The sequence below is a fragment of the Streptomyces sp. NPDC002867 genome, assembly GCF_053591895.1.
In genome coordinates this window covers 45,337-58,208 of sequence record NZ_JBSFUR010000015.1, presented here as the reverse complement: position 1 = coordinate 58,208, position 12,872 = coordinate 45,337, and the positions used below count along the sequence as shown (strand labels likewise).

Annotated in this window: 11 protein-coding genes and 1 tRNA gene; 2 read left to right on the top strand and 10 right to left on the bottom strand. The window is 69.9% G+C overall.

Annotated elements, in window-relative coordinates:
- Window positions 1–107: 107 nt before the first annotated feature.
- Complete coding sequence (locus tag ACWD0A_RS16920; protein ID WP_451298898.1) at window positions 108–794, bottom strand: TetR family transcriptional regulator; 687 nt, start codon at window positions 792–794, stop codon at window positions 108–110.
- Window positions 794–1,801: an acyl-CoA desaturase gene (locus ACWD0A_RS16915; RefSeq protein WP_451298753.1), complete on the bottom strand. Its 1,008-nt coding sequence runs from the start codon at window positions 1,799–1,801 to the stop codon at window positions 794–796. Before ACWD0A_RS16915 ends, ACWD0A_RS16920 begins: the two co-directional genes overlap by 1 nt.
- A gap of 219 nt (window positions 1,802–2,020) precedes the next feature.
- On the opposite strand from ACWD0A_RS16915, the gene ppc reads away from it, so the two are divergent.
- The gene (ppc, locus tag ACWD0A_RS16910) at window positions 2,021–4,750 is read left to right on the top strand and encodes a phosphoenolpyruvate carboxylase (protein WP_451298751.1); all 2,730 of its coding nucleotides are present in this window, start codon (window positions 2,021–2,023) and stop codon (window positions 4,748–4,750) included.
- Window positions 4,751–4,813: 63 nt separating this feature from the next.
- Here the strand turns inward: ppc and ACWD0A_RS16905 are convergent, their stop codons facing one another.
- From ACWD0A_RS16905 to ACWD0A_RS16870, 8 genes are all read right to left on the bottom strand, one after another.
- The gene (locus tag ACWD0A_RS16905; protein ID WP_451298749.1) at window positions 4,814–5,521 is read right to left on the bottom strand and encodes an LPXTG cell wall anchor domain-containing protein; all 708 of its coding nucleotides are present in this window, start codon (window positions 5,519–5,521) and stop codon (window positions 4,814–4,816) included.
- Between the two features lie 175 nt (window positions 5,522–5,696).
- On the bottom strand, window positions 5,697–6,167 hold the full coding sequence (locus tag ACWD0A_RS16900) for a hypothetical protein (RefSeq protein WP_451298747.1): 471 nt from the start codon (window positions 6,165–6,167) through the stop codon (window positions 5,697–5,699).
- Between the two features lie 67 nt (window positions 6,168–6,234).
- Window positions 6,235–6,828, bottom strand: coding sequence for an aminoacyl-tRNA hydrolase (gene pth / locus ACWD0A_RS16895; RefSeq protein WP_451298745.1), 594 nt, complete (start codon window positions 6,826–6,828; stop codon window positions 6,235–6,237).
- 97 nt (window positions 6,829–6,925) lie between these two features.
- Window positions 6,926–7,519, bottom strand: coding sequence for a 50S ribosomal protein L25/general stress protein Ctc (locus ACWD0A_RS16890; RefSeq protein WP_451298743.1), 594 nt, complete (start codon window positions 7,517–7,519; stop codon window positions 6,926–6,928).
- 259 nt (window positions 7,520–7,778) lie between these two features.
- Window positions 7,779–8,756, bottom strand: a complete 978-nt coding sequence (locus tag ACWD0A_RS16885; RefSeq protein ID WP_307715074.1) for a ribose-phosphate diphosphokinase — start codon at window positions 8,754–8,756, stop codon at window positions 7,779–7,781.
- A 109-nt stretch (window positions 8,757–8,865) separates the two neighbouring features.
- On the bottom strand, window positions 8,866–10,314 hold the full coding sequence (gene glmU, locus ACWD0A_RS16880; protein ID WP_451298741.1) for a bifunctional UDP-N-acetylglucosamine diphosphorylase/glucosamine-1-phosphate N-acetyltransferase GlmU: 1,449 nt from the start codon (window positions 10,312–10,314) through the stop codon (window positions 8,866–8,868).
- A gap of 110 nt (window positions 10,315–10,424) precedes the next feature.
- Window positions 10,425–10,496 (bottom strand) — tRNA-Gln (locus tag ACWD0A_RS16875).
- 36 nt (window positions 10,497–10,532) lie between these two features.
- Entirely contained in the window at window positions 10,533–11,381 is an 849-nt protein-coding gene (locus tag ACWD0A_RS16870; RefSeq protein WP_451298739.1) for a hypothetical protein, read from the bottom strand.
- A gap of 155 nt (window positions 11,382–11,536) precedes the next feature.
- Between ACWD0A_RS16870 and ACWD0A_RS16865 the strand changes: the two genes are divergently transcribed.
- Complete coding sequence (locus ACWD0A_RS16865; protein WP_451298737.1) at window positions 11,537–12,853, top strand: sensor histidine kinase; 1,317 nt, start codon at window positions 11,537–11,539, stop codon at window positions 12,851–12,853.
- Window positions 12,854–12,872: the final 19 nt, after the last annotated feature.

Below are 12,872 nucleotides of genomic sequence, written 5' to 3'. Positions count from 1 at the left end.
CGGTTTCCGGCGCGGTGCCTCCCGGCACGAGCAGCGGCCGGCCCCCTCTCGCAGGAGGGGCCGGCCGCTGCTCGCGCCGGGGGACTTCGAAGCGGGACGCCGCCGCGTCAGTTCTTGCGGTGGCCTATCAGGCGCGGCTTCTGCTCCAGGCCGTCCAGGCCGTGCCACGCCAGGTTCACCAGGTGCGCCGCGACCTCCGCCTTCTTCGGGCGGCGGGCATCCACCCACCACTGGCCCGTCAGCGCCACCATGCCCACCAGCGCCTGCGCGTACAGCGGGGCGAGCTTCGGGTCGAAACCGCGGTTCTTGAACTCCAGGCCGAGAATGTCCTCGACCTGCGTGGCGATGTCGCTGATCAGGGACGCGAACGTACCCGTCGACTGGGCCACCGGCGAATCGCGGACCAGGATGCGGAAACCGTCCGTGTACGTCTCGATGTAGTCCAGCAGCGCGAACGCCGCCTGCTCCAGCAGCTCCCGGGGATGGCCGGCCGTCAGCGCGCCCGTCACCATGTCCAGCAGCTGGCGCATCTCACGGTCCACCACGACCGCGTACAGGCCCTCCTTGCCCCCGAAGTGCTCGTACACGACCGGCTTGGAGACACCCGCCTTGGCCGCGATCTCCTCGACCGACGTGCCCTCGAAGCCCTTCTCGGCGAAGAGCGTGCGCCCGATGTCCAGCAACTGCTCCCGGCGCTCGGCGCCGGTCATCCGCACCCGGCGGACCCGCCTGCCGCCGGGTGACCGGTTCTTGTCCGCGCTGCTCGTACTGCCGTCACTCGCCACGCCGTCCATCATGCCGCGTCGGCGGTGGCGCGCTTGCCGCGGGCGTCCTCACCGTCCGCTTCCGCGCGACGGGCGTCGATACGGGACTGCTGCGGCCAGCGCACGTCGTACGCCCAGCCCGCCAGCTCGAACCAGCGGATCAGCCGGGCGCTGGAGTCCACCTGGCCCCGCAGCACCCCGTGCCGCGCGCTCGTCGGGTCCGCGTGGTGCAGGTTGTGCCACGACTCACCGCACGACAGCACCGCCAGCCACCACACGTTGCCCGAGCGGTCGCGCGACTTGAACGGGCGCTTGCCCACCGCGTGGCAGATCGAGTTGATCGACCACGTCACGTGGTGCAGCAGTGCGACGCGGACCAGCGAGCCCCAGAAGAACGCCGTGAACGCGCCCCACCACGACATCGTCACCAGGCCGCCCACCAGCGGCGGGATCGCCAGCGACAGCGCCGTCCACCAGATGAAGTCCCGCGAGATGCGGCGCAGCGCCGGGTCCTTGATCAGGTCGGGGGCGTACTTGTGCTGAGGCGTCCGCTCCTCGTCGAACATCCAGCCGATGTGCGCCCACCACAGGCCCTTGATCAGCGCAGGGACCGTCTCGCCGAACCGCCACGGCGAATGCGGGTCGCCGTCGGCGTCGGAGAACTTGTGGTGCTTGCGGTGGTCGGCCACCCAGCGCACCAGCGGGCCCTCGACCGCCAGCGACCCCATGATCGCCAGCGCGATCCGCAGCGGGCGCCTGGCCTTGAAGGAGCCGTGCGTGAAGTACCGGTGGAAGCCGATCGTGATGCCGTGGCAGCCGATGAAGTACATCGCCACCAGCAGGCCGAGGTCGAGCCAGCTCACGCCCCAGCCCCAGGCCAGGGGGACTGCGGCGAGCAGGGCGAGGAAGGGGACCGTGATGAACAGCAGCAGGGTGATCTGCTCGATCGACCGCTTGCTGTCCCCGCCGAGCGTGGCGGACGGTGCGTCGGCGGACGGCTGAGCGGTGCCGTCCAGCAGATCGGGGCTTGTGGTCATGAGGGTTCCCTGGGGGTGGGGAGAGGGGATGAAAGACTGCCGTTGCTACGGTTCCGTAACCTACGGCAACGTAAGTATGGCAGGGCCCGGCGGCCGGGCAAGAGACCTGCGGACAACGTCAGGGAAATGGACACCTATCCTGGGTGTCGTCGGACAGCGCGGTCCGCAAGCCTCCAGTACCCCTCCAGACGTGCTCAAACACTGCAAGGAGCCGCACCTGTGAGCAGTGCCGACCAGTCCCCCACCGCCAGCGCCGAGCTTCGTGCCGACATCCGCCGACTGGGCGATCTTCTGGGCGAGACCCTCGTCCGCCAGGAGGGTCCCGAGCTCCTGGAGCTTGTCGAGCAGGTCCGCGCCCTGACGCGCACCGACGGTGAGGCAGCCGCCGAGCTGCTGGGCGACACCGACCTGGAGACCGCGGCCAAGCTGGTCCGCGCCTTCTCCACGTACTTCCACCTTGCCAACGTCACCGAGCAGGTGCACCGCGGCCACGAGATGCGCGAGCGCCGCGCGGCCGAGGGCGGGCTGCTGGCCCGCACCGCCGACCGGCTCAAGGACGCCGACCCCGAGCACCTGCGGGAGACCGTCCGCAACCTCAACGTGCGCCCGGTCTTCACCGCGCACCCCACGGAGGCCGCCCGACGCTCCGTGCTCAACAAGCTCCGCCGCATCGCCGAGCTGCTGGAGAACCCCGGCATCGCCGCCGACCGGCGCCGCCACGACCTGCGCCTGGCCGAGCACATCGACCTCATCTGGCAGACCGACGAGCTGCGCGTCGTACGCCCCGAGCCGGCCGACGAGGCGCGCAACGCGATCTACTACCTCGACGAGCTGCACGCCGGAGCCGTCGGCGACGTCCTGGAGGACCTCGCCGCAGAGCTGGAGCGCGTCGGCGTCGAGCTGCCGCCCGGCACCCGCCCGCTCACCTTCGGCACCTGGATCGGCGGCGACCGCGACGGCAACCCCAACGTCACCCCCGCCGTCACCTGGGACGTGCTGATCCTCCAGCACGAGCACGGCATCACCGACGCCATCGAGGTCATCGACTACCTGCGCGGCCTGCTGTCCAACTCCATCCGCTACGCCGGGGCCACCGAGGAGCTGCTCGCCTCCCTGCGCGAGGACCTGGAGCGGCTGCCCGAGATCAGCCCCCGCTACAAGCGGCTGAACGCCGAGGAGCCCTACCGGCTCAAGGCCACCTGCATCCGCCAGAAGCTCCTCAACACCCGCGAGCGCCTGGCCAAGGGCACCCCGCACGAGGAGGGCCGCGACTACCTCGGCACCGCCGAGCTGATCGACGACCTCAGCCTCATCCAGACCTCGCTGCGCGAGCACCGCGGCGGGCTGTTCGCCGACGGCCGCATGGACCGGGTCATCCGCACCCTGTCCGCGTTCGGCCTCCAGCTCGCCACCATGGACGTGCGCGAGCACGCGGACGCCCACCACCACGCCCTCGGGCAGCTCTTCGACCGGCTGGGCGAGGAGTCCTGGCGCTACGCCGACATGCCGCGCGAGTACCGGCAGAAGCTGCTCGCCAAGGAGCTCCGCTCCCGGCGCCCGCTCGCGCCCACGCCCGCGCCGCTGGACGCCGCCGGGCAGAAGACCCTCGGCGTCTTCCACACGGTCAAGGAAGCCTTCGAACGCTTCGGGCCCGAGGTCATCGAGTCGTACATCATCTCGATGTGCCAGGGCGCCGACGACGTCTTCGCCGCCGCCGTCCTCGCCCGCGAGGCCGGACTCATCGACCTGCACGCCGGCTGGGCCAAGATCGGCATCGTGCCGCTGCTGGAGACCACCGACGAGCTCAAGGCCGCCGACGTCATCCTCGAAGGCATGCTCGCCGACCCCTCCTACCGGCGACTCGTCTCGCTGCGCGGCGACGTCCAGGAGGTCATGCTCGGCTACTCCGACTCCTCCAAGTTCGGCGGCATCACCACCAGCCAGTGGGAGATCCACCGCGCTCAGCGCAGGCTGCGCGACGTCGCCCACCGCCACGGGGTGCGCCTCCGGCTCTTCCACGGCCGCGGCGGCACCGTCGGCCGCGGCGGCGGCCCCTCGCACGACGCGATCCTCGCCCAGCCCTGGGGCACCCTCGAGGGCGAGATCAAGGTGACCGAGCAGGGCGAGGTCATCTCCGACAAGTACCTGATCCCCTCGCTGGCCAGGGAGAACCTGGAGCTGACGGTCGCCGCCACCCTCCAGGCCTCCGCGCTGCACACCGCCCCCCGCCAGTCCGACGAGGCGCTCGCCCGCTGGGACGCGGCCATGGACACCGTCTCCGACGCCGCCCATGACGCGTACCGCAGGCTGGTCGAGGACCCGGACCTGCCCGCGTACTTCTTCGCCTCCACCCCCGTCGACCAGCTCGCCGAGCTCCACCTCGGCTCGCGGCCCTCGCGCCGCCCCGACTCCGGTGCCGGTCTCGACGGTCTGCGCGCCATTCCGTGGGTCTTCGGCTGGACGCAGTCGCGGCAGATCGTGCCCGGCTGGTTCGGCGTCGGCTCCGGCCTCAAGGCGCTGCGCGAGGCGGGTCTCGACACCGTGCTCGACGAGATGCACGAGCAGTGGCACTTCTTCCAGAACTTCATCGCCAACGTGGAGATGACGCTCGCGAAGACCGACCTGCGGATCGCCCGCCACTACGTCGACACGCTCGTGCCCGACCACCTCAAGCACGTCTTCGACGTCATCGAGGCCGAGCACGCACTCACCGTCAGCGAGGTGCTGAAGGTGACCGGCAACGACGAACTGGTCGGCTCCAACCCGGTGCTGCGCCAGACGTTCGCGATCCGTGACGCGTACCTGGACCCGATCTCCTACCTCCAGGTCGCGCTCCTCAAGCGGCAGCGCGACGCGGCCGAGCGCGGCGAGGAGCCGGACCCGCTGCTGGCCCGCGCCCTGCTGCTGACCGTCAACGGCGTCGCGGCCGGCCTGCGCAACACGGGCTGACGCCGGACGACATGAGGATGCCCCTCGCCTGAGTGCAGGCGAGGGGCATCCTCATGTCAGGTGTCAGTGCTGACGGGCCGTACGGCGACGGGCCAGCATGTAGCCGCCGCCGGCGACCAGCGCGGCAGCGACGCCCGCGAGCACACCGAGGGGCGCGCCGTTGCCGGTCTCGGCGAGGTCGCCGGACGTGCCGTCGGCGCTCGGCGCGGCGGGGGCCGAGGTGTCGGGCGTGCTCGACGGCTCGCTGCCCGGCTTGTCCTCACCCGGCTTGTCCTCACCCGGCTTGTCCTCACCGGGCTTGTCCTCACCGGGCTTGTCCTCGCCCGGCTTGTCCTCACCGGGCTTGTCCTCGCCCGGCTTGTCGTCCTCGCAGTCGGACTTGAAGACCTTGTGCTTGGCCTTGCCGTTCTCGCCGTCGAAGTTCCAGAACAGCTTGTACTGCCCGTCGGGCAGGGTCATGTCCACGGTGCGCTCGTGGCCGTCGGCGTCGAGGGTGAGCGAACCGGACTTCACGGTCTCGCCCTTGGGCAGGTCGTTGTTCGCCCAGGCCTCGATGTGCCACTGGACCAGCTGGCCGGCGTCGAAGCCGAAGGCGTCGAGGTAGAACTCGCAGACCTTCGGCTCGTTCTTGCGGAGTTCCTCGCCGGTCGCGGAGTCGTGGATCTTCACGGTGCCGTTGTCGCCGGGCGGCGTGGCGAAAGCGGCGGGTGCAGCCGACAGCGAGAGCGCTGCGGCAGCCACCAGAGCGCCGGTGGGACGAAGGATGCGCATATAGGTGTCCATCGTGAGAGAGGGAAGATGGCGTGGGGGGCGGCTCAGCGTCCTGTGAACCCACCCGCCAGTCAAGGACTCTTGTTCCGCATCTGCACCAGAGGTGCTGATTCGCCCTCGATAGTCCTGATAACGATCAGGTGAACTCGTGAGGATTCAACGACTCCTGACGGCCCTACAGCACCAGGAACGACGCCACCAGCAACGCCCCGCCCGCAGACGCCGACACCCACGCCAGCCGCGTCAGCCGCAGTCCGCCGCCGATCACCAGCGCCGCCAGCAGCAGTGCACCGCCCAGGGGCAACCAGGCATGGAGCCCGCCCGCGGGCCCCGTCCGCACCGCCTCGCCCGTACCCGGCTTCAGTACGACGGCGAGCGTCACGCCCTTCTTCACCGCGACGGAACGGTCGATCGTCACCCGGTCGCGCTCCGGCGCCGGGTCCTTGGGCACGTACGGTCCCGTGCACACCTCGTCGTCGCAGCGGGCGACCGTCAGCGTGCCGTGCTCGCGGCCCTTGGAGAGCAGGATGTGCTGCGCGTTGCCCCAGGACGACGAGAAGCCGGCGACCAGGAGGAGCAGGGCGACGAGCGCCATCGCCGCCTTACGGGCGTGGGTCAGCATCCGGCCGGGGGAGTTCCGCTTCATGGCCCGCGATCCTTGGCCATAGGGCTGCCGCGGGTCAACCTCGGACCGGCAGGAGGAGACCCAGGTCTCAGGAGTTGTACGTCCCCTGCGCCCGCTCCAGCCCGTCGATCACCAGACACTCCACCGCGTCCGCCGCGCGGTCCACGAAGTAGTCCAGCTCCTTGCGTTCGGCCGACGAGAAGTCCTTCAGCACGAAGTCCGCGACCTGCATCCGGCCCGGCGGCCGGCCGATACCGAACCGCACCCGGTGGTAGTCCGGCCCCATCGCCTTCGTCATCGACTTCAGCCCGTTGTGGCCGTTGTCCCCGCCGCCCAGCTTCAGCCGCAGCGTGCCGTAGTCGATGTCCAACTCGTCATGAACGGCCACGACATGCTCGGTCGGCACCTTGTAGAAATCCCGCAGCACCGTCACCGGACCGCCGGACAGGTTCATGTACGACATCGGCTTCGCCAGGATCACCCGCCGGTTCGACGGACCCGGAGCGCCGATACGGCCCTCCAGCACCTGCGCCTGCGCCTTCTGCGCACGCTTGAACGAGCCGCCGATCCGCTCGGCCAGCAGGTCGGCGACCATGAAACCCACGTTGTGCCGGTTGGCGGCGTAACCGGGCCCCGGATTGCCGAGGCCCACGATCAGCCAGGGTGCGTTCACGTCGGACATCTGCGCTGCGTCTCCTCGTCACCGGCCCGAACAGGAAGAACGGGGTGGCAGGCCGCAGCCCGCCACCCCGTGAAAAGCCTCAAGCAGAGCTTACGGCTCAGGCCTCGGCGGCCTCTTCGCCCTCGCCCTCGCCCTCGGCGGCCGGCTCCTCGGCCTGCGCGGCCAGAACCTGCAGGACGACGGTGTCGTCCTCGACCGTCAGCGTGGTGCCCTTGGGCAGGGTGATGTCCTTGGCCAGGACGGAGTCACCGGCGGACAGGCCCTCGATGGAGACCGAGACGGACTCGGGGATGTGGGTGGCCTCGGCCTCGACCGGCAGGGCGTTCAGCACGTGCTCGATCAGGAAGGCGCCCGGCGCCAGCTCACCCTCGGTGTGGACCGGGATGTCGACGCTGACCTTCTCGCCGCGCTTCACGAGCAGCAGGTCGACGTGCTCCAGGAAGCCCTTCAGCGGGTCGCGCTGCACGGCCTTCGGGATGGCCAGCTCGGTCTTGCCCTCGATGTCCAGGGAGATCAGGACGTTCGGGGTACGCAGGGCGAGCAGCAGGTCGTGGCCCGGCAGCGTGACGTGGACCGGGTCGGAGCCGTGGCCGTACAGAACGCCCGGGACCTTGTTGTCACGGCGGATACGGCGGGCGGCGCCCTTGCCGAACTCGGAACGGAGCTCTGCGGCGAGCTTCACCTCGGACATGTGCACTCCTCGTAGATGCGGAAACTGGTGGCGGTCACCCGGCCACGACAGGCCTGCTACGAAGAGCGCGTCGATAACGGACCGCCGCACCAGAAGTGCGGCCTCCCTCGCCGAGCAACGACGACAGTCTACGCGGCACCCGCCGGGCGCCCAAATGGATCACACGAAGGGCCGCCCACGGACCACCCCGGACCACGCCGACAAGCGGAAGGGCCGCCCCACGCAGTGCGGAACGGCCCCTCCTCGGCTCTGCCGCGTCCTACTTCTCTTCCTCGAACAGGCTCGTCACCGAACCGTCCTCGAAGACCTCGCGCACGGCACGCGCGATCGTCGGCGCCATCGACAGCACCGTGATCTTGTCCAGCTCCAGCTCACCCGGCGTCGGCAGCGTGTTCGTCAGCACGAACTCGCTCACCTTGGAGTTCTTCAGGCGATCGGCGGCAGGGCCCGACAGGATGCCGTGCGTCGCCGTCACGATCACGTCCTCGGCGCCGTTCGCGAACAGCGCGTCCGCCGCGGCGCAGATCGTGCCCGCCGTGTCGATCATGTCGTCGACCAGCACACACACCCGGCCCTTGACCTCGCCCACGACCTCGTGGACCGTCACCTGGTTGGCGACGTCCTTGTCACGGCGCTTGTGCACGATCGCCAGCGGCGCGTCCAGGCGGTCGCACCAGCGGTCCGCGACACGCACCCGGCCCGCGTCCGGGGACACGATCGTCAGCTTGTCCCGGTCCACCTTCGCGCCCACGTAGTCCGCGAGGACCGGCAGCGCCGACAGGTGGTCCACCGGGCCGTCGAAGAAGCCCTGGATCTGGTCCGTGTGCAGATCCACCGTGAGGATGCGGTCCGCGCCGGCGGTCTTCAGCAGATCGGCGATCAGACGGGCCGAGATCGGCTCACGGCCGCGGTGCTTCTTGTCCTGACGGGCGTAGCCGTACGACGGGATGATCACGGTGATGCTCCGGGCCGAAGCCCGCTTCAGAGCATCGATCATGATCAGCTGCTCCATGATCCACTTGTTGATGGGAGCCGTGTGGCTCTGCATCAGGAAGCAGTCGGCACCACGGGCCGACTCCTGGAAGCGGACGTAGATCTCGCCGTTGGCGAAATCGAAAGCCTTCGTCGGGACGAGGCCGACACCGAGCTGGTATGCAACCTCCTCGGCCAGCTCGGGGTGGGCGCGGCCGGAGAAGAGCATCAGCTTCTTCTCGCCGGTCGTCTTGATCCCGGTCACAGCACTGTCTCCTCAGACGTGTTCTCTGGCCGCGAAGGTCCTGGGCGCGAGCCAGCCGAATTTGTGTGCACGTATCACGGTACGCCGAGTTCGACGCAGCCGTTTCCGGTCAGTTCTCCTCGGCGACGCCCTCCGTTGCCGCCGTGGCGGCCTGCGCGGCAGCACTTCCCGGGCGCTTGCGAGCCACCCAGCCCTCGATATTCCGCTGCTGGCCACGGGCGACGGCCAGCGAACCCGGCGGCACGTCCTTCGTGATCACCGAGCCGGCGGCGGTGTACGCGCCGTCCCCGACCGTGACAGGAGCCACAAACATGTTGTCCGAGCCCGTACGGCAGTGGGACCCGATCGTCGTGTGGTGCTTCTTCTCGCCGTCGTAGTTCACGAAGACGCTCGCCGCACCGATGTTGGAGTGGTCCCCGATCGTCGCGTCACCGACATAGGAGAGGTGCGGCACCTTCGTGCCCTCGCCGATCACCGCGTTCTTCGTCTCGACGTACGTACCGATCTTGCCCTTGGCGCCCAGCTTCGTCCCCGGGCGCAGATACGCGAACGGACCGACGGTCGCCGCGGCGCCGATCTCCGCGCCGTCCGCCACCGTGTTGTCCACCCGTGCGCCCGCGCCCACCACGGTGTCCTTCAGCCGCGTGTTCGGGCCGACCTCGGCGTCCTCCGCCAGATGCGTGGCGCCCAGCAGCTGCGTGCCGGGATGCACGACGACGTCCTGGCCGAAAGTCACCGTCACATCCAGGAGCACCGACGCCGGCTCCACGACCGTGACACCCGCCAGCATCGCCCGCTCCAGCAGCCGCTCGTTCAGCAGCCGGCGCGCCTCGGCGAGCTGCACGCGGTTGTTGATGCCCAGGATCTCCCGGTGGTCGGCGGCGACCGAGGCGCCGACCCGGTGCCCCGCCTCGCGCAGGATCCCGAGCACGTCGGTCAGGTACTCCTCGCCCTGGCTGTTGTCCGTCCGCACCTTCTTCAGCGCGTCGGCCAGCAGGACCCCGTCGAACGCGAACACACCGGAGTTGATCTCGCGGATCGCGCGCTGCGCGTCGGTCGCGTCCTTGTGCTCGACGATCGCCGTCACGGCGCCGGTCGCGTCGTCGCGCACGATGCGCCCGTATCCGGTGGAGTCCGGCACCTCGGCGGTCAGCACGGTCACCGCGTTGCCGTCGGCGGCGTGCGTGGCGGCCAGGGCGGTCAGCGTGTCCCCGGACAGCAGCGGGGTGTCGCCGCAGACGACGATCACGGTGCCGCGCAGCTCCCCGCCGAGCTCCTCGAGCCCCATGCGCACGGCGTGGCCGGTGCCGTTCTGCTCGGCCTGGAAGGCGGTACGGGTCCCCGCGCAGTGCTCCGCGAGGTGCCCCTCGACCTGCTCGCGCGCGTGGCCGACGACCACGACGAGTTGCTCGGGCTCGAGCTCGCGGGCGGCGCAGACGACGTGTCCGACGAGCGAACGCCCGGCGATTTCGTGCAGGACCTTGGGAGTCTTCGACTTCATGCGGGTGCCCTCACCCGCTGCAAGAACGACGACGGCTGCCGGGCGATTGGCGCTCACGGGTATGCCCTTCGGCTTCGGGTGGTGGACATCCGAAGGATACCGGGGGGTTTCAGGCGAGAAACGAGCGCGGGTCCTGACCGGGGAGGTCAGGACCCGAACACAAGCAGCTCCCCCGCCAGGACTCGAACCCGGACATAAGGCACCAAAAGCCTCAGTGCTGCCAATTACACCACAGGGGACTGCAAAGCACCCAAACCGGACATGCCGCCGGGTGCCTACTGGGCACCCAACACTATGCCGTACCAAGCCCCCTCCATGCGACGGTAGAGATCGGCGCTCTTGGTGACGTAAATGACGAGGCAGCCGCGGTAGGCCTCGCCGACGTTCTTGCGAACGGTCTTGGGGTTGTGGCGTTTCAGGGTCGCCGGCTGGAACGTCGAGGGGTCGACGCCGGCGAGGGTGGCCCAGAAGCGCTCCGCCTCCGTGGCATCCGCGCTCTCGTGAATGCTCACGCGGAAGCGCATCCGCTCCCGGGAGACACCCAGCAGCTCCAACCACCTCAAGTACAGGCTGATCGCCTGTGGGTCGCTGTTGATGAAGTGGAGAACCTCGCAACGGCGATACGGCTTGTCCTTGGCGCCTTCGGCCCAGTAGAGAGCGACTCCCGCGATGAACAGCTCCCGGTCCGAAAGGTGACCGATCTCGTCATGGCCCGCTCGCTTGGTGTCCTGGCGCTTCTTCTCCGTTGCCGCCCTGTGGCGGGCGAAGCCCGCATGCATCAGCGCCCGCTGCTCCTCGGGTGTGAAGCGAGCCGCCGGCTTAGGCAGGTCGCGTACCCACAGGGAGATCGAGCTCTTCGAGCAGCCCAGCTCCACCTGGATCTGGTCATAGGTCATGCCCTGGAGCCGGAGTTCGCGGGCCCTGGCGCGCAGGTCGTCCTTGGCGTTCGGGCGCTTCGTCCATTCCGGCGGGGGCTCGCCCTTGACCAGGCGGTTGAGGAGGTCGTTGTTGTCGATGCGGAGGCGGTCGCGGATCTGGCGGAGGCTGAGGCCCTCGCGGCGCAGGGCCATGGCCTGTGTGCGGAGGGCCTCGAAGTCGGCGTACTTGCCGGCGGTGCGTGTCATGGAGTGATCGTCGTCCGGAATGCGGACGTCAGGGTCGAAACTTTGGTCGATTCATCAGTTCGAGCGTTTCTGGTGCATTCCGCCAGGAAGTGCGCACGCTTCGTGCTCCTGCACTCCCGCGAAAATGACTCGCGCCCGCCCGTAGTCTGGGAGCCATGACCGCAACGGGGGCAGAGCAGGACGCCACGGGTTCGACCGCCCGGGCGTGGCTGTGGTGGGGGCGGCGGCGCAGTGCCGTGCTCGACGTGGGGCTGGCGGCCGTGTCCGCCGTGGAATGCGCGCTGCAGGGGGTCGTGTTCGCCGGGCATGCAGCGCTGCCGGTGCCGTTCGGGGTGCTGTTCGGACTGGCCGTCGGTTCGGTGCTGGTGCTAAGGCGGCGGTGGCCCATCGCCGTGGTGCTGGTGTCGGTGGCGACGACGCCGGCGGAGATGGGCTATCTGATGGCCGTCGTCGGCCTGTACACGCTGGCCGCCTCGGAGGTGCCGCGGCGGATCACGGCGACGCTGGCCGGGATGTCGCTGGCGGCGACGTTCATCGTGACGTTCGTGCGGGTGCGCCAGGACGTGCAGGGCGGGGACTTCGGCGCCTGGTACGTGCCGTTGATGGCCGGCTTCATGTCGCTGGGGCTGACGGCTCCGCCGGTGCTCTTCGGTCTCTACATAGGGGCGCGGCGTCGGCTGATGGAGAGCTTGCGGGAGCGGGCGGACTCGCTGGAGCAGGAGTTGTCGCTGCTGGCGGACCGTGCGGAACAGCGGGCGCAGTGGGCGCGTCAGGAGGAGCGGACGCGGATCGCGCGCGAGATGCACGACGTGGTGGCCCACCGGGTGAGCCTGATGGTGGTGCACGCGGCGGCGTTGCAGGCGGTGGCGCTGAAGGATCCGCAGAAGGCGGTGAGGAACGCCGCGCTGGTGGGCGACATGGGCCGGCAGGCGCTGACCGAGCTGCGGGAGATGCTCGGGGTGCTGCGCGCGGGCGAGGGTGAGAGGCGTGCGGCCGACAAGCCGGTGCCGTTGGCGGCGGTCGGGGCGGCGGCCGCGGCGGCCGCGGCCGCCGCGGCGGCGGACGGTCCGTGTCTGGCGGACATCGAGGTGCTGGTGGGGCAGTCCCGGCAGGCGGGCATGGTGGTGGAGTTCGCGGTGCAGGGGGAGGCGCGGGGCTACGCGCCGGAGGTGGAGCAGACGGCGTACCGCGTGGTGCAGGAGGCGTTGACCAATGTGCACAAGCATGCGGCGGGCGCGAAGGTGAGGGTGCGGCTGGCGCACCGTGAGGCCGAGGTCGCCATGCAGGTGGAGAACGGTGCTCCGGATGCGGCGGGCGCCGCGTCGGCGCCGGGTCTGCCGAGTGGGGGGAACGGACTGGTGGGGATGCGCGAGCGGGTCACGGCGCTGGGCGGGGTGTTCGTCTCGGGCCCGACGGATGTCGGCGGTTTCCGGGTCTCGGCGGTTCTCCCGTACCGCGCCGAGGCGGTCTGACCGAGACGCGGGGGTGCCG